The 25,430-nt window shown below is 71.2% G+C and carries 24 protein-coding genes; 11 read left to right on the top strand and 13 right to left on the bottom strand.

The features are described 5' to 3' along the window. Window positions 1-59: 59 nt before the first annotated feature. Window positions 60-665, top strand: a complete 606-nt coding sequence (locus tag OHA17_RS16680) for a TetR/AcrR family transcriptional regulator (RefSeq protein ID WP_406507294.1) — start codon at window positions 60-62, stop codon at window positions 663-665. Here OHA17_RS16680 and OHA17_RS16675 read toward each other — a convergent pair. The 5 genes from OHA17_RS16675 to OHA17_RS16655 all read right to left on the bottom strand — a co-directional run bounded on the left by OHA17_RS16675 (window position 631) and on the right by OHA17_RS16655 (window position 6,005). Next, window positions 631-1,206 (bottom strand): flavodoxin family protein, encoded by a 576-nt coding sequence (locus OHA17_RS16675; protein WP_406507293.1) that lies wholly within the window; start codon window positions 1,204-1,206, stop codon window positions 631-633. The two genes, OHA17_RS16680 and OHA17_RS16675, sit on opposite strands and share 35 nt — an antisense overlap. A 155-nt stretch (window positions 1,207-1,361) precedes the next feature. Next, complete coding sequence (locus OHA17_RS16670; RefSeq protein WP_406507292.1) at window positions 1,362-2,348, bottom strand: M28 family metallopeptidase; 987 nt, start codon at window positions 2,346-2,348, stop codon at window positions 1,362-1,364. Between the two features lie 251 nt (window positions 2,349-2,599). Further along, window positions 2,600-3,049 carry a VOC family protein gene (locus tag OHA17_RS16665; protein ID WP_406507291.1) on the bottom strand — a complete coding sequence of 150 codons (450 nt, stop codon included), beginning with the start codon at window positions 3,047-3,049 and terminating at the stop codon, window positions 2,600-2,602. Between the two features lie 71 nt (window positions 3,050-3,120). Then, window positions 3,121-4,743 carry a ribosomal protection-like ABC-F family protein gene (gene abc-f, locus OHA17_RS16660; protein WP_406507290.1) on the bottom strand — a complete coding sequence of 541 codons (1,623 nt, stop codon included), beginning with the start codon at window positions 4,741-4,743 and terminating at the stop codon, window positions 3,121-3,123. 869 nt (window positions 4,744-5,612) lie between these two features. Beyond that, a complete protein-coding gene (locus OHA17_RS16655) occupies window positions 5,613-6,005 on the bottom strand; it encodes a cupin domain-containing protein (protein WP_406510737.1) in 393 nt (130 codons plus the stop codon). 66 nt (window positions 6,006-6,071) lie between these two features. Here OHA17_RS16655 and OHA17_RS16650 point away from each other — a divergent pair, with 66 nt between their 5' ends. After that, window positions 6,072-7,142, top strand: a complete 1,071-nt coding sequence (locus OHA17_RS16650; protein ID WP_406507289.1) for a helix-turn-helix domain-containing protein — start codon at window positions 6,072-6,074, stop codon at window positions 7,140-7,142. Here the strand turns inward: OHA17_RS16650 and rarD are convergent. Both rarD and OHA17_RS16640 read right to left on the bottom strand, forming a co-directional pair. Beyond that, on the bottom strand, window positions 7,139-8,140 hold the full coding sequence (gene rarD / locus OHA17_RS16645) for an EamA family transporter RarD (RefSeq protein ID WP_406507288.1): 1,002 nt from the start codon (window positions 8,138-8,140) through the stop codon (window positions 7,139-7,141). The genes OHA17_RS16650 and rarD overlap by 4 nt on opposite strands. Before the next feature lie 100 nt (window positions 8,141-8,240). Then, window positions 8,241-9,098 carry an SDR family oxidoreductase gene (locus tag OHA17_RS16640; protein ID WP_406507287.1) on the bottom strand — a complete coding sequence of 286 codons (858 nt, stop codon included), beginning with the start codon at window positions 9,096-9,098 and terminating at the stop codon, window positions 8,241-8,243. A 164-nt stretch (window positions 9,099-9,262) separates the two neighbouring features. Between OHA17_RS16640 and OHA17_RS16635 the strand changes: the two genes are divergently transcribed. After that, window positions 9,263-9,661: a winged helix-turn-helix transcriptional regulator gene (locus OHA17_RS16635; protein WP_406507286.1), complete on the top strand. Its 399-nt coding sequence runs from the start codon at window positions 9,263-9,265 to the stop codon at window positions 9,659-9,661. A 1-nt stretch (window position 9,662) separates the two neighbouring features. Here the strand turns inward: OHA17_RS16635 and OHA17_RS16630 are convergent, their stop codons facing one another. The 6 genes from OHA17_RS16630 to OHA17_RS16605 all read right to left on the bottom strand — a co-directional run bounded on the left by OHA17_RS16630 (window position 9,663) and on the right by OHA17_RS16605 (window position 18,559). Beyond that, window positions 9,663-11,612 carry an APC family permease gene (locus OHA17_RS16630; RefSeq protein ID WP_406507285.1) on the bottom strand — a complete coding sequence of 650 codons (1,950 nt, stop codon included), beginning with the start codon at window positions 11,610-11,612 and terminating at the stop codon, window positions 9,663-9,665. A gap of 77 nt (window positions 11,613-11,689) precedes the next feature. After that, window positions 11,690-12,754 carry a 2-oxoacid:ferredoxin oxidoreductase subunit beta gene (locus OHA17_RS16625; protein ID WP_406507284.1) on the bottom strand — a complete coding sequence of 355 codons (1,065 nt, stop codon included), beginning with the start codon at window positions 12,752-12,754 and terminating at the stop codon, window positions 11,690-11,692. Continuing rightward, complete coding sequence (locus OHA17_RS16620; protein WP_406507283.1) at window positions 12,747-14,684, bottom strand: 2-oxoacid:acceptor oxidoreductase subunit alpha; 1,938 nt, start codon at window positions 14,682-14,684, stop codon at window positions 12,747-12,749. The genes OHA17_RS16625 and OHA17_RS16620 overlap by 8 nt, the downstream gene beginning before the upstream one ends. Window positions 14,685-15,000: 316 nt before the next feature. Then, complete coding sequence (locus tag OHA17_RS16615; protein WP_053724079.1) at window positions 15,001-15,660, bottom strand: response regulator transcription factor; 660 nt, start codon at window positions 15,658-15,660, stop codon at window positions 15,001-15,003. Window positions 15,661-15,871: 211 nt separating this feature from the next. Then, window positions 15,872-17,197: a sensor histidine kinase gene (locus tag OHA17_RS16610; protein WP_406510736.1), complete on the bottom strand. Its 1,326-nt coding sequence runs from the start codon at window positions 17,195-17,197 to the stop codon at window positions 15,872-15,874. A 147-nt stretch (window positions 17,198-17,344) separates the two neighbouring features. Further along, the gene (locus OHA17_RS16605; protein ID WP_406507282.1) at window positions 17,345-18,559 is read right to left on the bottom strand and encodes a sensor histidine kinase; all 1,215 of its coding nucleotides are present in this window, start codon (window positions 18,557-18,559) and stop codon (window positions 17,345-17,347) included. A 224-nt stretch (window positions 18,560-18,783) separates the two neighbouring features. Here OHA17_RS16605 and ndhC point away from each other — a divergent pair, with 224 nt between their 5' ends. Genes ndhC through OHA17_RS16565 form a run of 8 tightly spaced genes read left to right on the top strand, consistent with a single transcriptional unit; the run spans window position 18,784 to window position 25,429 of the window. Next, window positions 18,784-19,167: an NADH-quinone oxidoreductase subunit A gene (gene ndhC / locus OHA17_RS16600; RefSeq protein ID WP_398875866.1), complete on the top strand. Its 384-nt coding sequence runs from the start codon at window positions 18,784-18,786 to the stop codon at window positions 19,165-19,167. Continuing rightward, window positions 19,158-19,763 carry an NADH-quinone oxidoreductase subunit B gene (locus tag OHA17_RS16595; protein ID WP_053724081.1) on the top strand — a complete coding sequence of 202 codons (606 nt, stop codon included), beginning with the start codon at window positions 19,158-19,160 and terminating at the stop codon, window positions 19,761-19,763. Before ndhC ends, OHA17_RS16595 begins: the two co-directional genes overlap by 10 nt. Further along, window positions 19,760-20,863 carry an NADH-quinone oxidoreductase subunit C gene (locus OHA17_RS16590; RefSeq protein WP_406507281.1) on the top strand — a complete coding sequence of 368 codons (1,104 nt, stop codon included), beginning with the start codon at window positions 19,760-19,762 and terminating at the stop codon, window positions 20,861-20,863. The genes OHA17_RS16595 and OHA17_RS16590 overlap by 4 nt, the downstream gene beginning before the upstream one ends. Continuing rightward, on the top strand, window positions 20,856-21,824 hold the full coding sequence (locus OHA17_RS16585; protein ID WP_053724082.1) for a complex I subunit 1 family protein: 969 nt from the start codon (window positions 20,856-20,858) through the stop codon (window positions 21,822-21,824). Before OHA17_RS16590 ends, OHA17_RS16585 begins: the two co-directional genes overlap by 8 nt. Further along, window positions 21,824-22,411: a NuoI/complex I 23 kDa subunit family protein gene (locus OHA17_RS16580; protein WP_406507280.1), complete on the top strand. Its 588-nt coding sequence runs from the start codon at window positions 21,824-21,826 to the stop codon at window positions 22,409-22,411. The genes OHA17_RS16585 and OHA17_RS16580 overlap by 1 nt, the downstream gene beginning before the upstream one ends. Further along, window positions 22,408-23,019: an NADH-quinone oxidoreductase subunit J gene (locus OHA17_RS16575; RefSeq protein WP_406507279.1), complete on the top strand. Its 612-nt coding sequence runs from the start codon at window positions 22,408-22,410 to the stop codon at window positions 23,017-23,019. The genes OHA17_RS16580 and OHA17_RS16575 overlap by 4 nt, the downstream gene beginning before the upstream one ends. Next, window positions 23,019-23,393: an NADH-quinone oxidoreductase subunit NuoK gene (nuoK, locus tag OHA17_RS16570; RefSeq protein ID WP_406507278.1), complete on the top strand. Its 375-nt coding sequence runs from the start codon at window positions 23,019-23,021 to the stop codon at window positions 23,391-23,393. Before OHA17_RS16575 ends, nuoK begins: the two co-directional genes overlap by 1 nt. After that, window positions 23,390-25,429, top strand: coding sequence for an NADH-quinone oxidoreductase subunit L (locus OHA17_RS16565; protein WP_406507277.1), 2,040 nt, complete (start codon window positions 23,390-23,392; stop codon window positions 25,427-25,429). The genes nuoK and OHA17_RS16565 overlap by 4 nt, the downstream gene beginning before the upstream one ends. Window position 25,430: the final 1 nt, after the last annotated feature.

Raw genomic sequence — 25,430 nt, 5'->3', positions numbered from 1 at the left:
TGTTGGAGTCGTACGCCCGACTGTCAATCCGGTTCGGGGCGTGCTCGTAGAGTGAGGGCATGATCACCCCGTCCGCGTCCGCCCCGAGCCCCAGGCGCCGCAGCGAGAAATCACGCAGCGCGACGCTCACGGCCGCGCTCGAACTGTGCGCGGAGAGCGGATACGGCAAGGTCACCATCGAGGCCATCGCGGCCCGTGCGGGGGTGAGCAAGAAGACGATCTACCGCTGGTGGTCGACGAAGGGCGCGATCCTGCTCGACGCGGTGACCGGGCTGGTGGCCAGCGCTTCGCCGCTGCCCGACACCGGTGACATCGAAGCCGATCTGCGGACCCACATCGGGAGCCTGGTGCGGCTGTTCACCTCGCCGGTGGTGGGGCCCGCGTACACCGGGATCCTCGCCGAGCTGCTGCACGACGAGCGGCTCGCGAGGGCGGTCAACGACGAGCTCGTCATCCCGCGCGTCGCGCTGGTCTACGAGCGCATGCGGGGCGCCCAGGAGCAGGGCCAACTGCCCCCGGACGCCGATCTTCCGCTGGCCGTGGAGATGATGTACGGCCCGCTCTACTACCGCCACTCGCTGGGCCGGGCGTTCCCCGACGAGCAGCGGATCGAGACGCTGGTTGCCCATGTCATGCGCGCGATGCGGGCTCCGGGGTCGAGCTGAAGAAGGTCTTGGCGCGGGCTGCCGCTACCGTGTCGCCCTCGATCTCGCCGGGCCGCGTGCCGGAGCCGAGCAGCACGCCGCCCCAGTTCATCCCCATGTACGCGGCCGAGTTCCGCAGGGTCCCCACCAGCGGGTCCGCCATCGAGTGGTCGCTGCCGGCGAGTGCGGTCACGCCCCACAGGGTGCGGCCCGCCATGCGCCGCTTGAAGTCGAGGTCGGGGTTGTAGAGCCAGTTCACCCAGTGATCGAGGTAGTGCTTGACCGGGGTGGAGACGCTGTACCAGTACAGCGGCGAGGCGATCACCAGATCGGTGGCGGCCAGCGTCGCCTCCAGGAGCGTCGCCGCGTCCCCGGTGGGGGCGGCCTGGACGCGCTGCTCGGTGTGGCGCAGGTCGCGGAACCCGGGGAGTTCGAGCTCGGCGAGGCTCAGCCAGCGGGCGGTGTCGCCCGCCGGGAGCTGTGCGGCGGCCTGCCGGGCGAGCGCCTCGGTGTTGCCGCCGCTGCGGGTGCTGCCGAGCAGGAAAAGGAAGTCGCGGGCCATGGTCCCCTCCGTACGTAGCCCAAGAATGCATGCGTGTGCATTCTATGCACACGCATGCATCTCGTGGGGGTCCGGCACGGGCCGAGTTGGGGGGACTCAGGACATGAGCTTCCAACCGCCGTTCCCTGCCTCGGCGCAGGCGTTCACGGTGTGCTTCATCGCGCCGAGGTGCCGCCGGCCAGCTGCCACAGCGCGTACGCGATCGCGTCGCTGTTGTGGTCCAGCGCCGTGTCGTCGATGTTGCCGCTCGTGTCGCAGGAGGCGTGGTAGCAGGCGTCGAACTCCTTGCCCGCCGAGCCGCCCCACTTCTGCGCCTGGGCTGCCGTCTTGGTGTAGTCGGCGCCCGAGAAAAGGCCGCCCACGGGGATGCCCGCGTTCTTGAACGGGGCGTGGTCGGAGCGGCCGTCGCCCTCCGTCTCGATCTCGGTCGGGAGGGAGAGGGTGGCGAAGTAGTCCTTGAAGACCTTCTCCAGGGCGGGGTCGTCGTCGTAGACGAAGTAGCCCGGGTTCGGCGAGCCGATCATGTCGAAGTTCAGATACCCCGAGATCTTCGAACGGTCGCTGGTACCAAGTGAGTTGACGTAGTACCGGGATCCGACCATGCCCAGCTCCTCGGCGCCCCACCAGGCGAACCGCAGGTGCTTGTCGGGCTTGAGCCGGTCCCTTGAGACGGCGAGCGCGGTCTCCAGGATGCCGGCCGAACCGGAACCGTTGTCGTTGATGCCAGGGCCCGCGGTCACCGAGTCGAGGTGCGCGCCCGCCATGACGGTCCGGGAGGTGTCGCCGCCCGGCCAGTCGGCGATCAGGTTGTAGCCAGTGGCGCCGGACGAACTGAACTGCTGGACGGAGGTGGTGAACCCGGCCGCGTCCAGCTTGCCCTTCACGTAGTCGAGCGAGGCCTTGTAGCCGGAGCGGCCGTGGGCGCGGTTGCCGCCGTTGGCGTTGGCTATCTGCTGGAGCTGGGCGAGGTGCGCCTTGACGTTGGCGACGGGTATGTCGGGCGCCGAGACGGCTGCGGGTATGGAGGCTGCCGGCGGGGCCGGGGCCGCGTGGACGGTCGGCGCGAGCAGACCGACGGCGAGGGCGGCGGCAGCGAGCGCCGCGCCCGCAGCCGGGGTGCGCCGGGAGTGGGAGCTGTGCATGGGGGGCTCCGTGTTCCGTGTGGGGGATGGGGGACGGAAACGTGAGCCCGATGGTCAAGGAGAGGTACAGGAGGCGTCAAGAACGTAAACAGGCCAAGGGAGTTCGGATTCCGGACGCGGGGCGGGTGAAGGGGAGCTCAAGGAAGGCATCAACTGGCGCCAAATGAAAAGAAATTGGGAGATGTCGATCGGGGGCGGGCTTTTCGGGGCTTCGGTCGGCTCGCGGCCCGCGACGGTCGGTGGCTCCGGCCCTAGTGGACGCAGAACTCGTTTCCCTCGGGGTCGGTCATCACCGTGAACTCGCCTCCTGCTTCTTGCACTTGGCGCAGCACGCTCGACCCGAGCCCGACAAGACGGCCGACCTGGGCCTCCCGGGTTCCGGGTGCCGAGTGGACGTCGATGTGCAGCCGGTTCTTCGCCGTCTTCCGCTCCGGAACCCGCTGGAACAGGATGCGCCGGCCGAGCCCCGTGCCGCTCTCGGGGTCGTAGGAATCGTCCGGATGCCGGACGGCGACCAGATCTCGAAAGGCGATCCGGCCGCCGTGTTCCAGGGTGATCTCGGGGCCGATCGCGCCGGCCGAACGCAGCCGGTTGATCAGCACGCTGTTGTCCTCGACCACGTAACCGAGGGCGGCGGCCCAGAAGTCGGCCTGGGTGTGCGGGTCGGCGGCGTCGACGACGAGTTTCCAGTGCAGGGTCATGTGTTCGTTTATAGCCGGGCCACGGCGTCCCGTCCCGAATTGCGGAGCGCCGTGGCCGGGCGGGGACCGGGTCAGCTCACCGCCGCTCCGGCGCGGAGCTCCAACTCGTCGCCCGTGAAGGAGGACCGGAAACGGCGGTCGTGCGAGACCACGACGACCGCGCCCGAGTAGGCGGCGAGGGCCTGTTCCACCTCCTCGACCAGCGCGAGAGACACGTGGTTCGTCGGCTCGTCCAGCACGAGGAGGTCGGCGGGGCGGGTCACCAGGCGGGCCAGTTCGAGCCGCCGCCGCTGCCCGACAGAGAGCGCGGCGACCGGCACGGCCAAGTCCTCCTCCCGGAACAGGCCGAGCGCGAGCAGCTCGTCGGCGTACTCCTCGGGGAGGCCGGACCGCCCTGCGGCGTACGCGCCGAGGAGAGGCAGGCGGCTCGGGTTGTGGCTCAACTCCTGTGCCAAATACCCGATATGACGGCTCGTCCGATCCACCTTCCCCTCCTCCGGGGTGAGGTCGCCGGCGAGGATGCGGAGCAGGGTGGTCTTGCCCGCGCCGTTGGGGCCGGAGACGAGGAGGCGGCGGCCGGCTTTGACGGTCAGGGCGGGTACGTCGAGGCGGTGGCCGACCTTCACCCCGGTCAGCTCGACGAGCGGGCCTTCGGGGGCGGCCGCCGCCGTGGTGAGGCGGGCGGTGAAGCGCAGGGGCGGCGGCGGGGCCGCGACCGGCTCGCGCTCCAGCTGGTCCAGGCGCGTTCTGGCCGCCCTGACCTGCCCGGACAGCTTGGCCTCCGAGGAACGGCGATGCTTGCCGAAGCCCTGGCCGGGGTCCTTTCCGCTGGCGGCGAGCCGCTGCCCGGCGGCCTCGACCAGGTCCCGGGTACGGGTCAGCTCCTCGCACCACTCCTGGTGCGCGAGCTCCCGGCGGCGCCGCGCGGCGGCCCGGGCCGTACGGTATCCGGCCCAGCCGTCGCCGTACCGGACGACCGTGCGCAGGTCCCGGTCCACCTCCAGGATCGTCGTCGAGACGCGTTCGAGGAACGCGCGGTCGTGGGTGACGACCACCAAGGTGCCCCGGTGGGCGCGGAGTTGCTCTGCGAGCCAGTCGGTGGCCTGGCGGTCCAGGTGGTTCGTCGGCTCGTCGAGCAGCAGCAGCTCGGGGGCGGCGGCCAGGACGCAGGCCAGCGCCAGGCGGGACTGCTCGCCGCCGGAGAGCGAGCCGAGCGCGCGCTCCCGGGTCACGTGGGCGAGGCCGAGGGCGTGCAGGGCGGCGTCGGTGCGGGCGTCCGCGCGGTAGCCGTCGCGTTCTTCGTACGCCGTCAACAGGTCGCCGTAGGCGCTGAGTTCGGCCTCGTCCGCGTCCGCGAGGCGCGTCTCGCCAGCTCTGATGGCCGCTTCGAGGGTACGCAGTTCTGCCAGCGCGAGGTCGACCGCGTCCTGGACGGTGCGGTCGGGGGCGAGGTCCAGGGTCTGAGCGAGGTGGGCCGTGCCGCCGGGGAAGACGGCGGTGACCTCGCCGGAGTCCGGCCGCTCGGCTCCGGCGAGCAGCCGGAGCAGGGTCGACTTGCCGGAGCCGTTCTCGCCGATGACGGCGGCTTTCTCGCCGGGGCGGACGGTGAGGGATACGTCTTCCAGCACGGGGCGGTCTCCGTACGCCTTGGAGACGGCGGTGAGGGCGAGCTGGGAGGGGTGTCGGGCGCGCATGGGTGTCCCTTGGGGGTACTCGGGGCTTCTTCCTGGCAGAGGGCAGCGCGGTGTCGCGGCGCGGCGGGGTCTTTGCACCCCCTGCGGGCCGCTCGGCGCGGTGCGGATGGGGTGGCTCTGCCCTGCGGGCCGCTTGGGCGCGGTGCGGGTCAGCGGAAGAAGTAGTACGAGTACATGGGGGTCACGGTAGCCGGGGGTGGGGGGTTGGGTCCCCTGATTTTCTGGGGGGGCGGGGGGGCTTGCCCACCCCCCCCCCGTGCAGGGGGTTGGACGGCTCGGCTTCCGGGGGCTGCGCCCCCAGCCCCCTTGCGGGGGCTCTGCCCCCTGCACCCCCGGGGAGTTCGCCCACCCTCCCGCCCGTGACGAGGGTGGGGAGAGCTGAGCCCTGGGGCTGCGCCCCAGACCCCTGCGGGGACCTCGTCCCCTGCACCCCTGGTCCGGGGGCTCCGCCCCCGGACCCCCGTTCGCGCCTGAACGGCGCTCGTCCTCAAGCACCGGACAGGCTGAAGATACCGACCCCGCCAGGATCAATCCTGCTAGGGGCGCGGGGCTGTGACATTGTGCGGCTCTGCCGCGTGGGCGCGAGCAACCACGCACGGTCCGCAGTCGATGGCCGCGGCGGGCCTCCCGCCGGGCGGGTATGCCCGCACTGGGTGTTGTCAGGGGCGCGGGGAACTGCGCGACCAGCCACGCACGGTCCGCGGTCGAATGCGGGCCCGGGGCGCGGGGAACCGCGCGACCGGTCGCTCTCAGCCTGCAGTTCACCCGCCTCGCATCCGCGAAATGGCCCACCCCGGTCGGCCTGGTCCAGCCCCTCCGGCGTCTGAGGAGCGGGGTGCGAGGGGTGGAGCCCCCGAGGGGGCAAGGGGTTACCGGAGGGCGTGGCCCACCGTCGCTTCCACGTGGGCCGGGACGGCTTCATGCCGGTCGCCCACCGTCAGCGTCCCCGTCGGCTCGAAGAGCAGGATCGACGCCCCCGCCTCCGACGACGGCTTGTGTTCTGTCCCGCGCGGCACCACGAACACCGCCCCCTGCGGCAGCACCACCTCCCGCTCCCCATCCGCCTCCCGCAGCGCGATCCTCAGCTCGCCCTCCAGCACCAGGAAGAACTCGTCCGTGTCGTCGTGCGCATGCCACACATGCTCGCCCGCCACCTTCGCGATCCGTACGTCGTAATCGTTCACCCGGGCGACGATCCGAGGGCTCCACAGGGCCTCGAACCTCGCGAACGCGGTCGAAAGAACAACGGGCTCGTTGGTCATGCGCTCATCAGTCATGCCCTCATCGTCGTCGTGGCGCCTTAGCCCCGCGAGTGCTACGAATCGCACATGTCGCAACGATCCTCGCAGCCCGACACGGGCGCCCGATGGCCCGACGCGGGCGACCGACGGCCTGCCGCACCCGCCCGGCAGCCTGCCGCACCCGCCACTCCCCACCGCGTCGTCGTGATCGTCGACGAAGGATCCAACCCCTTCGAACTCGGCGTCGCCACCGAGCTGTTCGGGCTGCGGCGGCCCGAGCTCGGCCTCCCCGCGCACGGGTGGTACGACTTCACGCTCGCCGCGGCCGCGCCCACCGTACGGATGCACAACGGCATGTTCACGCTGTCCGGGGTCGCCGACCTCGGCGCGGTCGACTCCGCGGACACTCTCATCGCGCCCAACCGGCCCGACCCGCTCAGCACCCCCACCCCGGCCGTCCTCGACGCCGTGCGGGGTGCCGCCGACCGGGGTGCGCGGCTGGTCAGTTTCTGTACGGGTGCCTTCACCCTGGCCGCCGCCGGGGTGCTCGACGGGCGCCGGGCCACCACTCACTGGCGCTGGGCGGGAACCTTCGCCGAGCGCTACCCCGACGTGCTGCTCCAGCCCGATGTGCTGTTCGTGACCGATGGGGACATCCACACCGCCGCCGGCAGCGCGGCGGCGCTCGACCTCGGGCTCCAGCTCATCCGGGTCGATCACGGCGCCGAGATCGCCAACGCGGTGAGCCGACGGCTCGTCTTCGCGGCCCACCGGGACGGCGGGCAGCGGCAGTTCGTGGAGCGGCCCGTCCCCGCCGTGCCCGACACCTCGCTGGGCGGCGTGCTCGCCTGGGCGCAGGAACGCCTCGATCAGCCACTCGGCGTCGCCGACCTCGCGCACCGCGCCTCGGTCAGCCCGGCCACCCTGCACCGCAGGTTCCAGGAGCAGCTCGGCACGACCCCGCTGGCCTGGCTCACCTCGGAACGGGTCGCCCTCGCCTGCCGCCTCATCGAACGCGGCGAGCCCGGCCTCGACCGGGTGGCCCGGCTCAGCGGCCTCGGCACCACGGCCAACCTCCGCGTCCGGATGCGCCGCGAGACGGGGCTCAGCCCGTCCGCGTACCGCCGCAGATTCGCAACCCAGGGGACCGCACCCTAGGACCCCTGCGCCTCCGGCGTCCTGGGCTCCCGCTGGGCCGGCGGGGTCAGGCCGGGCGGCCTCGGCGTGACCGGCGCGTTCGTCATCGCCGACGCCAGGGCCTTGCGGGACAGGCGGGCCGTGCGCAGGGCGTCCCACGTCAGGGTCGTCAGGGCCAGCCACACCAGCGCGAAGCCCGCCCAGCGCTCCGGCGGCATCTCCTCGTGGAAGTACACGATGCCGAGCAGGAACTGGAAGACCGGGGCCAGGTACTGGAGCAGGCCGAGGGTCGAGAGCGGCACCCGGATCGCCGCCCCGCCGAAGCAGATCAGCGGGATGGCGGTCACCACTCCGGTCGCGGCGAGGAGGGCCGCATGGCCCGGGCCCTCGGACCCGAACGTGGCCCGGCCCTGGCCGCTCAGCCACAGCAGGTAGGCGAGCGCGGGCAGGAACTGCACGGCGGTCTCGGCGGCCAGGGATTCCAGGCCGCCGAGGTTCACCTTCTTCTTGACCAGCCCGTACGTCGCGAACGAGAACGCCAGCGTCAGCGAGATCCACGGCGGCTGCCCGTAGCCCACCGTCAGGACGACCACGGCCGCGGCCCCGATCCCGACCGCGATCCACTGGGCCCGCCGCAGCCGCTCCTTCAGGATCAGCACGCCCATCGCGATGGTGACGAGCGGGTTGATGAAGTAGCCGAGCGACGCCTCCACCACGTGGCCGGAGTTGACCGACCAGATGTAGACGCCCCAATTGACCGTGATCACGGCGGCGGCCACGGCTATCAGGCCGAGCCTGCGCGGCTGGCGCACCAGCTCGCCGATCCAGGCCCAGCGCCGCATCACGAGCAGCACGACGATGACGAGCGCCAGGGACCACACCATGCGGTGGGCCAGGATCTCGATGGCGTCGGCGGGCTTGAGGAGCGGCCAGAACAACGGGACGAGGCCCCACATCCCGTACGCGCCGATCCCGTACAGCAGTCCGGTCCGCTGTTGTCCCGCCGACTCCTTGGCCACTGGCCCTCCCTGCACGCGCTCGATCCCACAGAAGGCAGAAGGTAGCGCCGAACGGCCGCGGTGTCATGTCCGTCCCGCGATACGGTCCTGACGTTGCTTGTTACGCGCTCACGGCTTCCCGGACCGTCACCGCCAGCGGCGTCGTCGGGCGGCCGATCAGGCGGGTCAGGTCGCCCGAGGTGTCGGCCAGGCGGCCCCGCTCGATGGCGTGGTCCACGTCGACCAGGATCTCCGCGAAGGCGGCCGGGAGGCCCGCGCCGGTCAGGATGGCGAGGTGGGCCTCGGGGGTGACGGAGGTGTAGGCGATCGGCTTGCCGGCGGCGGCCGCGACCTCGGCCGCGTACTCGGCCAGCGACCAGGCCACGTCGCCGCTCAGCTCGTACGCCCTGCCCAGGTGGCCGTCGCCGGTCAGCACCGCGGCCGCGGCCGCCGCGTAGTCCGCGCGGGATGCCGAGGCGACGCGGCCCTCGCCCGCGTTGGAGACGACCGCGCCGTGCTCCAGGACCGGGGCGAGGTTGGCCGTGTAGTTCTCGGTGTACCAGCCGTTGCGCAGGAACGTGTACGGCAGCCGCGAGTCGAGGATCAGCTGCTCGGTGATCTTGTGCTCGTCGGCGAGCGCGAAGTCGGCGTCGGGGCCGCCGAGGATGCCGGTGTAGGCGAGCTGAGCCACGCCCGCGGCCTTCGCGGCCTCGATCACGGCGGTGTGCTGCGGCACCCGTCGGCCGACCTCGCTGCCGGAGATCAGCAGTACCCGGTCGCCGGCCCGGAAGGCCCCGGCCAGGGTGGCGGGCTCGCTGTAGTCGGCGATGCGCAGCTCCACGCCCCGCGCGGCGAGGTCGGCGGCCTTCTCCTTGTTGCGTACGACGGCGGCGATCTCGCTCGCCGGGACCCGCGCGAGCAGCTCGTCGACGACGAGACGGCCCAGCGCTCCGGTGGCTCCAGTGACGACGATGCTCATGGGATGACTCCTTCTGCGGCGATTTTGTAGCGCTCGGTGTAGCGCTTGGTGTAGCGCTTGGTGGAGCGATTCGGGGTGGTTCCTCGTGGTTCCTTCGTTTCGATCTCCACCCTACGGAGAGCGCTAACCTTTCGTAAGTACCCACTTTGAAGTAAGGTACTGGTATGGGAGTAAGTGAGCGTGAAGCCTGGGCCGAGCGCGAGGCCATGTGTCCGCACCGGCTCGTTCTGGAGCACGTCACCAGCCGATGGGGCGTGCTCGTCCTGGACGCGCTGCTCGACCGCTCGTACCGGTTCAGCGAGCTGCGGCGCGAGATCGGCAGGGTGAACAAGGTCAGCGAGAAGATGCTCGCCCAGACGCTCCAGACCCTGGAGCGCGACGGCTTCGTGCACCGCGACGCCAAGCCCGTGATCCCGCCCCGCGTCGACTACTCGATCACCCCGCTCGGCCGCGAGGCCGCCGAGCAGGTCCGGGCGCTGGCCCGCTGGACGGACGCACGGATGGACGACGTGCGGCGGGCGCGGGCCGCCTATGACGCGGCGCGGGAGTCAACTGCCTTGTAGATCAGTCCGGTTGGGGGGTGCGGCCCGCCTCCAGGGAGCGCAGGGCGCGGGACACGTCGAAGGGCAGGATCGTCACCGCCACCGAGGGAAGGTGCTCCAGGGCCTTCGCCATCTCCTCGGCGGTGCCCCGGTGCAGCAGCTTGCCCAGCGCGTTGGAGTACAGGCGCCGGGGGACCAGGACGGTCAGCGAGGTCGCGCCGTCCTCGGTGGTGCGGCCGGCCAGTTCCGCCATGGCGTGCCGCAGCCGTCGGTCGGGGCACTCCACCACCTCCAGCGGCACCGAGGTCGCGGCCGTCGCCTCCCAGGACGCCGAGAGCCTGCGCGCGTGCGCCTCGTCGATCGCGAAGTGGACGGCCCTGATCTCGTCGGGCCGCACCTCGTGCGCGTACCGCAGGGCCTTGACGGTCGCGAGGTCGAGGGTTTCGACGAGGACGAACACCAGGTGGCGCCGGTTGCGGGGCCGGTCGGCGCCGGACAGCTGGATCGTGCCGAGCGCCGCGGCCTCGCTCCGGTACTCGCGGTTGATCCGGGTCAGCGCCCACACCCCGAGCGGGAACACCACGACCACCAGCCAGGCGCCCTCGGTGAACTTGGTGACGGCGAAGATCAGGACGACGGTCGCGGAGACCACGGCCGCCAGTGCGTTGACGCCGATCTTCAGTCGGCGGTGCCGCTCGCGGCGCCGCCAGTGGTACGCGGTGAGTCCCGCCCCGGCCATCGTGAACGCCGTGAACACCCCGATCGCGTACAGCGCCACCAGCTTGTCCACGCTCGCGCGGGTCACAAGGAGCAGGGCCATCGCGACGACGGTGAGCGCGATGATCCCGTTGGAGAAGGCCAGGCGATGGCCCCGGCGGGTCAACTGCCGTGGCAGGAAACGGTCTTCGGCCACGAAGCTGGCCAGGTAGGGGAAGCCGGTGAAGGGGGTGTTGGCGCCCGTGTAGAGGACCAGCGCCGTCGCCAGCTGGACGAACACCAGGCCCGCCGTCCCCAACACCCCGCCGCCGAAGGCGAAGTGGGCCTCCTGCGCGATCACGGTCGGGGTGCCGTCCCGGTACGGAACCGCGTGCGTGAAGTGGGCGAGCGTCGAGACGCCGAGGACCAGGATGCCCAGGACGCAGCTCATCGTGATGAGGGTGCGCCGGGCGTTGCGGCCCTGCGGTTCGCGGAACGCCGAGATGCCGTTGGAGATCGCCTCAAGGCCGGTCAGCGAGGAGCCGCCGTTGGCGAACGCGCGCAGCACGATGAACAGCGAGGCCCCGTACAGCCAGCCGTTCCCCGGGGCGCCGACGGGAATCACGCCCGCCGCGTGCAGATCGGCCCGGGGCAGCCCACCGGTCAGGCCGCGCACGGCGGAGACCGCGAGCACGAGCCCGACGGCCGCCATGAACAGATACGCGGGCAACGCGAAGAGCCGCCCCGCCTCGCGCACCCCGCGCAGATTTCCGTACGCGAGGAAGAGGATCACCCCGGCGGAGATGGGGAGTTGGAGGTGGTCCATGGCGGTCTGGCCGCCGCCGACGAGGTGCGCGAGGGAGACGATCGCGTTGGTGCCGGCCGAGACCTGGACGGCGACGGTGACGATGTAGTCGACGAGCAGTGCGACCGCGGCGATCTGCGCGACGGTCGGGCCGAAGTTCTCGCGGGCCACGACGTAGGAGCCGCCGGCCCGGGTGTAGATCATGACGACGTCGCTGTAGCAGAGCGTCAGCAGGAGCAGAACCAGCAGGATCGCGCCGGTCACCGGCATGAGCAGGGAGAACGCGGCCGCCCCCGCCACCGGGACCAGGACCCGGAGCATCTCCTCGGAGCCGTACGCGGATGAACTGATGCAGTCCGAGGCAAGCACCCCGAGCGCCGTGCGGTTGTTCAGCTTCTCCTCGCCGACGCGCTCGGTCGTGAGGGGCTTGCCGAGCAGGCGTCGCTTGACGCGGTACGCGAGACGGTCCATCCCCCTATGAGAACGGGTGCCCGGCCCGGGGTCCATGCAGACTCCCCGACCGGGCACCCGGCTCTTATGCGGTGGGGTCAGCCGATGACGGTCCAGGTGTCCTTGCCGGACAGGAGGGTGGCGAGGTCGCCCTTGCCGTTCTGTTCGATGGCGGTGTCGAGCTGGTCGGCCATCAACGTGTCGTAGACCGGCCGGTCCACCGAGCGGAACACCCCGATCGGGGTGTGGTGCAGGGTGTCCGGATCGGCGAGGCGTGACAGCGCGAACGCGGTGGTCGGCGACGTGCTGTGGGCGTCGTGGACGAGGATGTCGGCCTCGTTGTCCGGAGTGACCGGGACGACCTTCAGGTCACCGGTCGCCGCATCCCGCACCACGCCCTTGGACTGGCCGGCGCCGAAGCGGATCGGGGCGCCGTGTTCGAGTCGGATGACGGCTTCCTCGGCCTGGTCCTTGTCCTTGAGGACTTCGAAGGCGCCGTCGTTGAAGATGTTGCAGTTCTGGTAGATCTCCACCAGCGCGGTGCCCGGGTGTTCGGCGGCCTGGCGCAGGACCTCGGTGAGGTGTTTGCGGTCGGAGTCGACGGTGCGGGCGACGAAGGAGGCTTCGGCGCCGATGGCGAGGGAGACCGGGTTGAAGGGGGCGTCCAGGGAGCCCATCGGCGTCGACTTGGTGATCTTGCCGAGTTCGCTGGTCGGCGAGTACTGGCCCTTGGTCAGACCGTAGATCCGGTTGTTGAACAGCAGGATCTTCAGGTTGACGTTGCGGCGCAGTGCGTGGATGAGGTGGTTGCCGCCGATCGAGAGGGCGTCGCCGTCGCCGGTGACGACCCACACGGACAGGTCGCGGCGGGAGGTGGCGAGGCCGGTGGCGATGGCGGGGGCACGGCCGTGGATGGAGTGCATCCCGTAGGTGTTCATGTAGTACGGGAAGCGGGAGGAGCAGCCGATGCCGGAGACGAAAACAATGTTTTCCCTGGCGAGGCCGAGTTCGGGCATGAAGCCCTGGACGGCGGCCAGGACGGCGTAGTCGCCGCAGCCGGGGCACCAGCGGACTTCCTGGTCGGACTTGAAGTCCTTCATGGACTGCTTGGCCTCTGCCTTGGGGACCAGTTGCAGGAGCTCGTTGGGGTGAGCGTCAGGCATGGATGGCCTCCTTGAGGGCGGTGGCGAGCTGTTCGGCCTTGAACGGCATGCCGTTGACCTGGTTGTAGGAGTGGGCGTCGACCAGATATTTGGCGCGGATCAGGGTGGCGAGCTGGCCCAGGTTCATCTCCGGCACCACCACCTTGTCGAAGCCCTTTAGGACCTCGCCGAGATTGCTCGGGAACGGGTTGATGTGCCGCAGATGCGCCTGCGCGATCGGCTCGCCCACCGCCCGCAGCCGGCGCACCGCCGCCGTGATCGGGCCGTAGGTGGAGCCCCAGCCCAGCACCAGCGTGCGCGCACCGTCCGGGTCATCCACCTCCAGATCAGGCACGCTGATGTTGTCGATCTTGGCCTGGCGGGTGCGGACCATGAAGTCGTGGTTGGCCGGATCGTAGGAGATGTTGCCCGTGCCGTCCTGCTTCTCGATCCCGCCGATCCGGTGCTCCAGACCCGGCGTCCCCGGCACCGCCCACGGCCGCGCCAACGTCCGCGGATCCCGCTTGTACGGCCAGAACACCTCGGTGCCGTCGGCCAGCGTGTGGTTCGGCCCCGTCGCGAACTGCACCCGCAGGTCGGGGAGTTCGTCGACCTCGGGCACCCGCCAGGGCTCGGAGCCGTTGGCCAGATAGCCGTCCGAGAGCAGGAACACCGGGGTGCGGTAGGCCAGTGCGATGCGTGCGGCGTCGATGGCCGCGTCGAAACAGTCCGCCGGGGTCTTCGGCGCGACCACCGGCACGGGCGCCTCACCGTTGCGGCCATACATCGCCTGCAACAGGTCGGCCTGCTCGGTCTTGGTCGGCAGGCCCGTGGAGGGGCCGCCGCGCTGGATGTCCACGATCAACAGCGGCAGCTCCAGGGAGACCGCCAGACCGATCGCCTCCGACTTCAGCGCCACCCCCGGGCCCGAGGTCGTCGTCACCGCGAGCGAGCCGCCGAACGCCGCACCCAGGGCCGCGCCGATCCCGGCGATCTCGTCCTCCGCCTGGAAGGTGCGCACCCCGAAATTCTTGTGCCGCGACAGCTCATGCAGGATGTCGGAGGCCGGCGTGATCGGGTACGAGCCGAGGTAGAGCGGCAGGTCCGCCTGCTTCGCCGCCGCGATCAGCCCGTAGGACAGGGCCAGGTTCCCGGAGATGTTGCGGTACGTCCCCGCCGGGAACGCCTTCGTGGCCGGGGCGACCTCGTAGGAGACCGCGAAATCCTCCGTCGTCTCACCAAAGTTCCAGCCTGCCCGGAACGCGGCGACGTTCGCCTCGGCGATGGCCGGCTTCTTCGCGAACTTCGCCCGCAGGAACTTCTCCGTGCCCTCGGTGGGCCGGTGGTACATCCACGACAGCAGGCCAAGGGCGAACATGTTCTTGCTGCGCTCGGCCTCCTTGCGGGACAGCCCGAACTCCTTCAACGCCTCCACCGTCAACGTCGTCAACGGCACCGGATGCACGCTGTAACCCGACAGCGACCCATCCTCAAGAGGGGAGGTGTCGTAGCCGACCTTCGCCATCGCACGCTTCGCGAACTCGTCCGTGTTCACGATGATCTCCGCACCCCGCGGCACATCCGCCAGGTTCGCCTTCAACGCCGCCGGATTCATCGCCACCAGCACGTTCGGCGCGTCGCCCGGCGTCAGGATGTCGTGATCCGCGAAGTGCAGCTGGAAGCTCGACACACCCGGCAGCGTTCCGGCAGGCGCCCGGATCTCGGCGGGGAAGTTCGGCAGTGTCGACAAGTCGTTGCCGAACGAAGCCGTCTCCGACGTAAACCGATCCCCGGTGAGCTGCATGCCATCACCCGAGTCACCCGCGAAACGAATGATCACGCGGTCGAGACGCCGGATTTCTTTCTCCCCGGTGGGCCTGCGCTGCTCCCCGACGAGGGCCTCATCGGCTCCGTCGGCCTGCTCGGCTGGGCTACTGACCTGGCTGGTCACTGAACTGGACCTCCCTCGGGCGGGCTGCTCGGGCGCATCCGGCCGACCGGTAGCGCCAAGGCCCACCCTACGTCGGTAAGGGTCGCCTTCCCTGGACCGCTCATATGGTGGACGCTCTTTTGAGACGCCCTAATGCCCTGAATTGCCACGATTTACTCGCCCCCCGGCCCTTCTGCTAAGACGCCCAGCAATCCTTCTTCGGTTCTAGGTCTCGCCGTGTCGGGAGCCCCGCGAGCGGTGACTCAATCCGGCCCGGTGACCGAGTTTCGACCATGTCGGCTGGGTCCCGCTCGATCCTCGACAGGGTGGCAGCCGATCATGAATTGATGTAGGTCAATACCGCGAGCACGCGCCGGTGGTCCCCGTCACTCGGTGAGAGCCCCAGCTTCAGAAAGATATTGCTGACGTGCTTCTCGACGGCGCCGTCGCTGACGACGAGCTGCTTGGCGATAGCGGAATTCGTGCGTCCCTCAGCCATTAGTCCTAGGACTTCCCGCTCGCGCGGGGTGAGGCCCGCGAGCACGTCCTGCTTGCGGCTGCGGCCGAGCAGCTGCGCCACGACTTCCGGGTCGAGCGCGGTGCCGCCCTGGGCGACCCGTACGACGGCCTCGACGAACTCCCTGACCTCGGCGACCCGGTCCTTCAGCAGGTAGCCGACGCCCCGGCTCGACCCGGCGAGCAGCTCGGTCGCGTACTGCTCCTCGACGTACTGGCTGAGCACGAGCACCCCGATCCCCGGGTACAGCTTGCGCAGCAGCACCGCCGCGCGCACGCCCTCGTCGGTGTGGGTGGGCGGCATCCGCACATCCGCGACGACGACATCGGGCAGCGCGCCCTGGTCGGCGAACTCTCCCACGGTCTTGACCAGCGCATCCCCGTCGCCCACTCCCGCGACGACGTCATGCCCCCGGTCGGTCAGCAGGCGGGTCAGGCCCTCTCGAAGCAGTACCGAATCCTCGGCGATGACCACCCGCACCCTGTCCTCCACGACTCTGCAGCCCCCCGGGCTCTGTTGGCTCCCCAGGCGCGTGCCGCCGGGGCGCGCGCCCCACAGCTCTGTGCAAGCCATGGCGTTGTGCCCATCCAGCATCCCAGCATCCGGGCAAGAATCGGCCCCCGCCAGGCAAAAACCCCCCGACCCCGTGTTTGCGGGCCGGGAGGTGGTGCGGGCTGGGGCGCCTAGGCGGCTACGCGCGCCACGGGAGTTCCGCCGTGATCGTCGTCGGGCCGCCGCGCGGGGAGTCGACGACCAGGATGCCGTCCACCGCGTCTAGCCGCTCGGCGAGGCCCGCGAGGCCGGAGCCGGCGGTGGCGTCCGCACCGCCGCGCCCGTTGTCGCCGACCTGGAGCATCAGGCGGTCGCCGGCCCGCCACACGTCGATGGAGGCCCGGCTCGCGCCGCTGTGCTTGCTGACGTTCTGGAGCAGCTCGGAGACGGTGAAGTACGCGATGCCCTCGATCGCCGGGACCGGCCGGGCCGGCAGGTCCACCTCGACCTGCACCGGGACCGTGCAGCGGGAGGCGACGGAGGAGAGGGCCGCGTCGAGGCCGCGGTCGGTGAGGACGGCCGGGTGGATGCCGCGGGCCAGGTCGCGCAGCTCCTGGAGGGCGACCTTCACCTCGCCGTGCGCCTCGTCGACCATCTTCGCGGCCGCCTTCGGGTCCTCGGTCAGCTTCTCCTTGGCGAGGCCCAGGTCCATGGCGAGGGCCACGAGGCGGGCCTGCGCGCCGTCGTGCAGATCCCGCTCGATGCGCCGCAGGTCGGCGGCCGAGGTGTCGACGACGACCCCGCGGTCCGACTCCAGCTCGGTGACCCGCTCCTCAAGGTGCGAGGGGCCGAGCAGACCGATGACCATCACCCGGTCCATCACGGCGAACCCGCGGATCAGCCACGGCACGGCCAGCGTGATGAGCAGCCCGACCAGCGAGGTCAGGGCGATCCTGCCCGGCGAGTCCAGGTAGACGTTGTGGTGGTCGTCCCCGTAGAGCTGAAGGCCGGCCTGGCCCGCGTACATCGGGAACACCCACTGCCACACCGGGTACGTGAAGAGCGCCCAGCCGGTCAGCCAGATCGGCAGCGTCGTGCAGAAGGCGAAGAGCGCCCAGGGGAAGTGGAGGACCGAGTACAGCAGGTGGCGCCAGGAGACGCCGCTCTTGAGCACCCCGCCGATCCACGACATGAGGCCGCCGCGCGAGCGGACCGGCTGCGGCTCGGCGATCTCGACCCCGAGCAGCACCCGCGCCCGGGCCCGCTCCACCACGCCGAACGCGCGGCAGCCCAGCAGGGCCACCGCCATGAGGGGGATGCCGATGAAGGTGACCAGGAGTCCGGCGCTGAGCGACACCGTGGTGACGGCCCAGACGAACAGCACGATGCTGATCGGCAGGCTGAGCAGCAGGTAGCCGAACTCGCGGAAGGTCCGCGCCTCGAACGGCGCGCGCAGCACCGGCGGAAGGAGGTGCCGCCGCGGCTCGGGGGACCGCGCCACGCCGTACCCGTACTCCGTGTCCATGGTCATCGGTCCCCGTCCGTCCATTCCTCGTGATGCGCGGCCGCGCGCCGCCCCTCTTACCCACCAGCTTGGCCGGTCGGGCCGGCCCGGACCATGCAGCCGGTCACCCTCTTCGACCGGGGGTTTTCCCTACCCCCGGCCCGCCGGTCAGTCCCGGGGACCCCGGTCGCGCCACGGCAGTTCGGCCGTGACGACGGTCGGGCCGCCGACGGGCGATTCGAGGACGAGCAGCCCGTCCACCGCGCCGAGCCGCTCGGCGAGCCCCGCCATGCCGCTGCCGCCGTCGAGGCGCGCGCCGCCCACCCCGTCGTCCTCGACCTGGATGAGCAGCCGGTCCGCGGTGCGCCACACCTCGACCGAGGCGCCCCGCGCCCGGCTGTGCTTGCTGACGTTCTGGAGCAGCTCGGAGACGGTGAAGTACGCGATGCCCTCGATGGCGGGGGCGGGCCGCGCGGGCAGGTCGACGGCGACCTTGACCGGGACCGTGCAGCGGGAGGCGACGGAGGAGAGGGCCGCGTCGAGGCCGCGGTCGGTGAGGACGGCCGGGTGGATGCCGCGGGCCAGGTCGCGCAGCTCCTGGAGGGCCAGCTTCACCTCGCCGTGCGCCTCGTCGACCATCGCGGCGGCCGCCTCCGGGTCTTCGAGCACCTTCTCCTTGGCGAGGCCGAGGCCCATGGCGAGGGCCACGAGACGGGCCTGCGCGCCGTCGTGCAGATCGCGCTCGATCCGGCGCAGGTCCGCTGCGGCCGTGTCGACGACCACGCCCCGGTCGGACTCCAGCTCGGCGATCCGCCGCTCCAGCTCGTCCGAGGGCGAGAGCAGCGCGCGCACCATCATCCGGTCCGCGTTGCCGAGCCCCCGCGCGATGAACCCGAGCACCGGCCACGCCACGAACAGGGAGACCAGTGTGACCGTGAAGGTCAGGATCCCCCAGGGCAGCCGCACGAATTCGTACAGCACGTTGCGCCAGGCCACCGGGTCCTTCAGGCTCGTCCACAGCCAGGAGAAGAAGCCGCCGTGCCTGCTCGGGCTCGCCGGGATCGGCGTCGGCTCCTCGATCCGCACCCCGAGCAGCGCCCGCGCCCGGGCCCGCTCCAGCTTGCCCAGCTGGCGCGTGCCGAGCAGACCCGCCGCGAGCAGCGGAAGACCGATCACGGTGATGGAGAGACCGAGGCCGAGCACGACCATCACGACGACGTAGATCCAGCCGATCAACGCCATCGGCAGGTTGGCGAGGAGATGGACGATCTCCTTCCAGGTGTGCCGGTCGTAGGCGAACCGCACCGCGGGCGGGGCGGCGCTCTCATCGCGGCCGGCTTGCTGTGCTGGGTACCGCTGCTGGTCGCGGAGGGTCCTGGTCATGCTGCCAAGACTGCCGGGCCGCGATCGGCGGCGCCATGGGGTGCCGCACCGTCTTGTACGGGGGAAAACCCCACCCCGGCGGCCCACCCCGTGAGACGCGCCTGCCAAGGGCCCCCTTAGCAGGGCCTAGACTCCCGTCCGTACACAGCGTCGAACAGGGCGCGACGAGATCATCGAGGCCAGGGAGCGAGGGGCGCGACGTGCCGGAACCGACCGTGCGCCAGATGCCGGTGTTGGCTGCCGACTACTTCCACAGCTATTCGGTCGTCGGCCTGCTCGCCGTGATCGGCGTGCTGTTCGTCGCCATGGCCTTCGGGGCCGGGCGGCTGCTGCGGCCGGTCGTGCCGACGCCGGAGAAACTCCTCACGTACGAATGCGGAGTGGACCCGGTGGGCGAGGGCTGGGCGCACACCCAGGTCCGCTACTACGTCTACGCCTTCCTGTACGTGATCTTCGCCGTCGACTCGATCTTCCTCTTCCCCTGGGCGACCGTCTTCGCGGCCCCGGGCTACGGCGCGACCACCCTCGTCGAGATGTTCATCTTCCTCGGCTTCCTGGCCGTGGGACTGCTCTACGCATGGAAGAAGGGCGTCCTGGAATGGACGTGACGACTCCCGGACCCGAGTCGCAGCCCGTGCTGCTGCCCGAGCCGAAGAAGCTGGGCGTGCTCTCGCGCCTGGCCCCCGAGCCGATGAAGGTGGTACTCAACTGGGGCCGCCGCTACAGCCTGTGGGTCTTCAACTTCGGCCTCGCCTGCTGCGCCATCGAGTTCATCGCGGCCTCCATGGCCCGCCACGACTTCATCCGGCTCGGCGTGATCCCCTTCGCGCCGGGCCCGCGCCAGGCCGACCTCATGATCGTCTCCGGCACGGTGACGGACAAGATGGCGCCCGCGGTCAAGCGGCTCTACGAGCAGATGCCCGAGCCCAAGTACGTCATCTCCTTCGGCGCCTGCTCCAACTGCGGCGGCCCGTACTGGGACTCGTACTCGGTGACCAAGGGCGTCGACCAGATCATCCCGGTCGACGTGTACGTACCCGGCTGCCCGCCCCGGCCCGAGGCGCTGCTCCAGGGCATCCTCAAGCTCCAGGAGAAGATCGCCCGCGAGTCGCTCGGCGAGCGGTACGCGAACGCGGCCACCCCGGCCCAGCTGACCAGCGGGCTCGTCGCCGCCCCGCCGACCCCCGGGGAGGGCCAGGCGTGAGTGCGTACGACAGCCTGCCCGACGGCGTCACCGAGATCTTCGGCGCGGAGGCCACGGCGGAGGAGGCGTACGGCCTGCTCACCGTGGACGTGCCCGTCGGCTCCTGGATCGCCGCCCTCGAAATCGCCCGCGACAAGCTGGGCTGCACCTACTTCGACTGGCTGAGCGCCGTCGACGAACCCGGCACGGGCTTCCGGGTCTGCGCCCATGTCGTCGCCCTGGCGGACGGCAAGGTCCGCCGCCTGCTGCTGCGCACGACCGTGCCGCACTCGGCGCCGGTGCTGCCCTCCGCCATCGACATCTACGCGGGCGCGGCCTGGCACGAGCGCGAGACCCACGAGATGTTCGGCGTGGACTTCTCGAACCATCCGCACCTGGTCCCGCTGCTCCTGCCGGAGAACTTCGAGGGCCACCCCCTGCGCAAGGACTTCGTGCTTGCCGCCCGCGTCGCGAAGGCGTGGCCGGGCGCGAAGGAGCCGGGCGAATCGGAACACGGCGGCCCCAAGCGCCGCCAGATGCTCCCGCCCGGCGTCCCCGACCCGAACGAATGGGGTCCGCTGAAGGGTCAACTCCCGCCCGCCCCGGCCCGCCCGGCCAGGACACCGCGCGCGGCGGCCGGTGCGGCCGACCGCCCGGCGCGTGCCGCGGGCGACCGCCCGGTCCGGCGCGCCCGAAGCGTGTCGGAGGGCTCGGCCTCGCAGGCGACCCCGGGTGCGGCCGAGGCAGCCAAGTCCCCGGACACGGCTGAGGCGGCCAAGACCTCGGACGTGGCTGAGACAGCCGCGACTCCTGAGGCTCCCGAGGCCACTGCCGCTCCGCAGGCTCCGGCCGTACGTCCGCGACGCACCCGCAGCGCGAGCGAGGGCTCCGCATCGCAGGCGACCCCGGACGCGGCTGCGCCCACGGAGACCCCGGCTGGCCCCGACGCCCCCGCGCCGCCCCGGACGCGCGGTTCGGACGCGCCCTGGCACAACCCCAAACCGGCCTTCGACAAGGGGGAGCAGGAGCCGCGGCCCGCCCCGGCCCCCGGAACCGAGGCCCCCGAAGAATCCGACCCCGCCGACACCACCGACCCCGCCGGAGGCGACCCGCGTGAATGACGCACTCGACGTCGCCATCCGGCTGGCCGTCGTCTTCGTCGTGTTCCTGGTCCTCCCGCTTGTCATCGGGCAGACCGAGCACAAGGTGATGGCGCACATGCAGGGCCGGCTCGGCCCGATGTACGCGGGCGGCTTCCACGGCTGGGCCCAACTCGTCGCGGACGGCGTGAAGTTCGCGCAGAAGGAGGACGTCGTACCGGCCGCGGCCGACCGGCGCATCTTCCAGCTGGCCCCCGCCGTCGCCCTGCTGCCCTACCTCCTCGTCCTCGTGGCGGTCCCGATCGGCCCGAGCGAGGGTGCGGTCGGCCAGGTCGTCGACGCGGGCATCTTCTTCGTGCTCGCCGTGATGGGCGTGGGCGTGCTCGGCTCGCTGATGGCGGGCTGGGCCTCGGCCAACAAGTTCTCCCTCCTCGGCGGATTGCGCACCGCAGCCCAGCTCCTCGCGTACGAGCTGCCGATGCTGCTCGCCGCCGCCTCGGTGGCGATGGCGGCCGGCACGGTCTCGCTGCCCGGCATCCTCAACGCCTTCCACTGGTGGTGGCTGCCCTGGCAGATCGTCGGCGCCCTGGTCTTCTTCACCGCCGGCCTCGCCGAACTCCAGCGCCCTCCCTTCGACATGCCCGTCGCCGACTCCGAGATCATCTTCGGCGCGTACACCGAGTACACGGGGCTGCGCTTCGCGCTGTTCCTGCTCGCCGAGTACGCCGGCATCGTCGTCCTGTGCGGCCTCACCACCGTCCTGTTCCTGGGCGGCTGGCACGGCCCGTTCGGCGCCGACGGGCTCGGCTGGGTCTGGACCCTGCTCAAGACGGCCGTCCTGGCCTTCGTCGTGATCTGGCTCCGGGTCAGCTACCCCCGGCTCCGCGAGGACCAGCTGCAGAAGCTCGCCTGGACCACGCTCATTCCGCTCGCCCTCGCGCAGATCGCGCTCACCGGCATCGTGAAGGTGGCGATCAGCTGATGTCTCCGATCCCCGGTTCCGGCCTCGCCAAGGGCCTCGCCGTCACACTCCGCACGATGACGAAGAAGACCGTCACGGCGCAGTACCCCGACGTCCAGCCCGAACTCCCGCCCCGCAGCCGGGGCGTGATCGGCCTGTTCGAGGAGAACTGCACGGTGTGCATGCTGTGCGCCCGCGAGTGCCCCGACTGGTGCATCTACATCGACTCCCACAAGGAGACGGTCCCGGCCGCGGTCGAGGGCGGCCGCGAACGCAGCCGCAACGTCCTCGACCGCTTCGCCATCGACTTCTCGCTCTGCATGTACTGCGGTATCTGCATCGAGGTGTGTCCTTTCGACGCGCTGTTCTGGTCCCCCGAATTCGAGTACGCGGAGACGGACATCCACGAACTCACCCACGAGCGCGACAAGCTGCGCGACTGGATGTGGACGGTCCCGGCCCCGCCCGCGCTCGACCCCGGCGCCGAGGAGCCGAAGGAACTCGCCGCCGCCCGCAAGGCCGCCGACAAGCTGGCCGCCGCGCAGGCCGCCGAGGCAGAGCAGACGGGGCAGCCCGGGCAGACCGGCCCCGAGGGAGGGCAGGCATGAGCGGGATCCTCGCCCAGGCGGCCCTCACCTCGCCGCACGGCTTCCTGTCGCCGACCGGCGTGGAGATCGCGTTCCTCCTCGTCGGCATCGCCACCCTCGCCGCGGCCGTCATGACCGTCACCACCCAGCAGCTGGTGCACGCCGCCCTGTGGCTGGTCGTGGCGCTCGGCGGCCTGGCCGTCGAATACCTCCTGCTCACCGCCGAGTTCATCGCCTGGGTGCAGGTGCTCATCTACGTCGGTTCGATCGTGGTGCTCCTCCTGTTCGGCCTGATGCTCACCAAGGCCCCCATCGGCCGCTCCCCGGACGCCGATTCGGGCAACCGCTGGGCGGCCCTCACGGTGGCCGTCGCCTCGGCCGGGACCCTCGTCTGGGTCGTCGTGGACGCCTTCCGCACGAGCTGGATCGACCTGGACGGCCCGGCCCAGGGCTCCACCAAGGTGTCCGGGGAGATCCTCTTCCGGCACTGGGTGCTGCCCTTCGAGGCGCTGTCCGTACTGCTCCTGGCCGCGCTGGTCGGCGCGATCGTGCTGTCCCGCAAGAGCGCCCCCGGTGACGCCCCCGGCGCCGGCGCCGCTGCCGCCCCCCGCGAGACGGAGTCGCGCTGATGCACCTCGCCTATCCCGCCGTGCTCGCCGTCCTCCTGTTCTGCACCGGTCTCTACGGTGTGCTCGCGCGGCGCAACGCGATCCTGGTCCTGATGTCCGTCGAGCTGATGCTCAACGCCGTCAACCTCAACCTCGTCGCCTTCGACGTGTGGCTGCGCGACACCCTCCACGCGGGCCAGGCGCTCACCCTGTTCACGATCGCCATCGCCGCCGCCGAGATCGGCATCGGCCTGGCCATCGTGCTCGCCGTGTACCGCAACCGCGGCACCGCCGACATCGACAAGCTCCGCGACACCGCCGAGGGCATCGGGCCCGACCCGGCGGACCCCGAAGACCCCGCCGCCCCGGCACAGAAGGCTGAGGCCGCCGCGTGACCACCACGACCCTCGCCGTCCTCGTCCCCCTCCTTCCCTTCCTGGGCGCCGCGGCCGGCCTGCTGCTCGGCCGCCGCGCCCCCGGCTTCGTCCGCCCGCTCGCGGTGCTCCCGACGTTCGCCGCGTTCGTCCTCGCCGTGGTCGTCGCCGTCGACCAGGGCGGTGGCAAGGCGATCGACGCGGCCACCCGGCTCACCCCGACCGGCTCCGTACCGATCGAACTCGCCCTCCACCTGGACGGGTTCGCGGTCCTCGTCGCCGTCCTGGTCGGCCTGGTCGCCACCTGCGTACAGCTCTACTCGACGGGCTATCTGCGCGACGACCCGCGCTACACCTCGTACGCCGCGCTCGTCTCCCTCTTCACCTCCGCGATGCTGCTCGTCGTCTACTCCGGCGACCTGATGGTGCTCCTGGTCGGCTGGGAGATCATGGGCATCTGCTCGTACTTCCTGGTCGGCCACTACTGGGAGACCCCCGAGGCCCGCGCCGCCTCGCTGAAGGCCTTCCTGGTCACCAAGCTCGGCGACGTCCCCTTCCTGATCGGTCTGTTCGCGCTCGCCACCGACGCCGGTACGTTCCGGATCACCGGCGTCGTCCAGGCCGCCCTGACCGGCGGCATCGACCACCCCACCCTCATCGCCCTGCTGCTGCTCGCGGGTGTGGCCGGCAAGTCCGCCCAGTTCCCGCTGCACACCTGGCTGCCCGACGCGATGGCCGGCCCCACCCCGGTCTCCGCGCTGATCCACGCCGCGACGATGGTCGCCGCCGGTATCTACTTCGTGGCCCGGCTGCTCCCCGTCTTCGCCGCGTCGGCGGCCGCGATGACTGTGCTCGCCGTGATGGCCGCGGTCACCATGGTCGGCTCGGCGCTGGCCGCGCTGGCCCAGGACGACATCAAGCGCGTCCTCGCCTACTCGACCATCGGACAGCTGGGCTACATGTCGGGCGCCCTGGCCGTCGGCGACCGCGGGGCCGCCGTCTTCCATCTCCTGTCGCACGGCGCCTTCAAGGCGCTCCTCTTCCTCGCCGCCGGCGTGATCATCCACGCCGCCGGCACCAACTCCCTGACCGCCATGTCCCGCATGGGCGGCCTGGCCGGTGGGGCCTCCCCTGCTCGAGCGAAGTCGAGAGCTGGGGGAAGCATCCCCGACGCGTACTGGACGATGACCGTCGCCCTGCTCGCGCTCGCCGCGATCCCTCCCTTCGCCGGCTTCTTCTCCAAGGAGGCCGTCCTGTCCGCTGCCGAGCACACCGCGCTCGGCGAGAGCCAGGTCGCCCCGTCCGGCGCCGGCTGGACCGTCCTGATCGCCGGGCTGCTCACCGCCCTCCTCACCGCCGCGTACGCCACCCGCCTGTGGCTGCTCGCTTTCCGCGGCAGGGGAGCGGAGGCCGCCGACCACGGTCGCCAGCCGGTCGTCATGAACGCCGTGCTCTGGGTGCTCGCCATCCCCTCCATCGGCTTCGGACTCACCACCGGCTACCTCGGCGACTGGTTCGACGGGCACGCCCTCACCCCGGCCGTCACCACCTCCGTCCTGTCCACGGGCCTTGCCCTGGTAGGCGGTCTGGTCACCTACGCCGCCTGGCGCCACACCTCGGCACTGGCCGCCCGCACCCCGATGGGCGCCGTCGCCGCCCACCCCGAGGGCGACGGCGGCCTGGTCGAGGAGGAAGCCATCGCGAGCCACACCGAGGTCTACGGCAGCATCGCGTCCGCCCCGGATCCCGCCGACCCGGGCCGCCTGTTGCTCGGCCCGCTGCACCGCCACGCGGCCACCGGGTTCCACCTGGACGCCGTCTACTCCGCCCTGTTCGTCCGCCCCGTCCTGGCCGCGGCCGCCCTGGTCCGCTTCCTGGACCGGGAGGTCGTCGAGACGTACGTACGCGGTGCGAGCGCCGCGCCGCGCTGGCTCGGCTGGGCCGTCCGCCGTGCGCAGAACGGCAATGTGCAGAGCTACCTCAGCGCACTGCTCGCCGGCTCACTCGTCCTGGCGGCCGCCGTGGTCGTCCTTGCCAACGTCACCGCGGGGTCCTGAG

Origin of the sequence: Streptomyces sp. NBC_00212, from assembly GCF_045206365.1 — a bacterium.
Classification (GTDB): Bacteria; Actinomycetota; Actinomycetes; order Streptomycetales; family Streptomycetaceae; genus Streptomyces.
The sequence above is the reverse complement of the archived record's forward strand: the minus strand, read 5'-3'. Positions and strand labels throughout refer to the sequence as shown.

Coding starts and splice junctions, on each gene's coding strand:
- OHA17_RS16680 (WP_406507294.1), top strand. CDS start 60: ATGATCACCCCGTCCGCGTCCGCCCCGAGCCCCAGGCGCCGCAGCGAG.
- OHA17_RS16675 (WP_406507293.1), bottom strand. CDS start 1,206: ATGGCCCGCGACTTCCTTTTCCTGCTCGGCAGCACCCGCAGCGGCGGC.
- OHA17_RS16670 (WP_406507292.1), bottom strand. CDS start 2,348: ATGCACAGCTCCCACTCCCGGCGCACCCCGGCTGCGGGCGCGGCGCTC.
- OHA17_RS16665 (WP_406507291.1), bottom strand. CDS start 3,049: ATGACCCTGCACTGGAAACTCGTCGTCGACGCCGCCGACCCGCACACC.
- abc-f (WP_406507290.1), bottom strand. CDS start 4,743: ATGCGCGCCCGACACCCCTCCCAGCTCGCCCTCACCGCCGTCTCCAAG.
- OHA17_RS16655 (WP_406510737.1), bottom strand. CDS start 6,005: ATGACCAACGAGCCCGTTGTTCTTTCGACCGCGTTCGCGAGGTTCGAG.
- OHA17_RS16650 (WP_406507289.1), top strand. CDS start 6,072: ATGTCGCAACGATCCTCGCAGCCCGACACGGGCGCCCGATGGCCCGAC.
- OHA17_RS16640 (WP_406507287.1), bottom strand. CDS start 9,098: ATGAGCATCGTCGTCACTGGAGCCACCGGAGCGCTGGGCCGTCTCGTC.
- OHA17_RS16635 (WP_406507286.1), top strand. CDS start 9,263: ATGGGAGTAAGTGAGCGTGAAGCCTGGGCCGAGCGCGAGGCCATGTGT.
- OHA17_RS16630 (WP_406507285.1), bottom strand. CDS start 11,612: ATGGACCGTCTCGCGTACCGCGTCAAGCGACGCCTGCTCGGCAAGCCC.
- OHA17_RS16625 (WP_406507284.1), bottom strand. CDS start 12,754: ATGCCTGACGCTCACCCCAACGAGCTCCTGCAACTGGTCCCCAAGGCA.
- OHA17_RS16610 (WP_406510736.1), bottom strand. CDS start 17,197: ATGGACACGGAGTACGGGTACGGCGTGGCGCGGTCCCCCGAGCCGCGG.
- OHA17_RS16605 (WP_406507282.1), bottom strand. CDS start 18,559: ATGACCAGGACCCTCCGCGACCAGCAGCGGTACCCAGCACAGCAAGCC.
- ndhC (WP_398875866.1), top strand. CDS start 18,784: ATGCCGGTGTTGGCTGCCGACTACTTCCACAGCTATTCGGTCGTCGGC.
- OHA17_RS16595 (WP_053724081.1), top strand. CDS start 19,158: ATGGACGTGACGACTCCCGGACCCGAGTCGCAGCCCGTGCTGCTGCCC.
- OHA17_RS16580 (WP_406507280.1), top strand. CDS start 21,824: ATGTCTCCGATCCCCGGTTCCGGCCTCGCCAAGGGCCTCGCCGTCACA.
- OHA17_RS16575 (WP_406507279.1), top strand. CDS start 22,408: ATGAGCGGGATCCTCGCCCAGGCGGCCCTCACCTCGCCGCACGGCTTC.
- nuoK (WP_406507278.1), top strand. CDS start 23,019: ATGCACCTCGCCTATCCCGCCGTGCTCGCCGTCCTCCTGTTCTGCACC.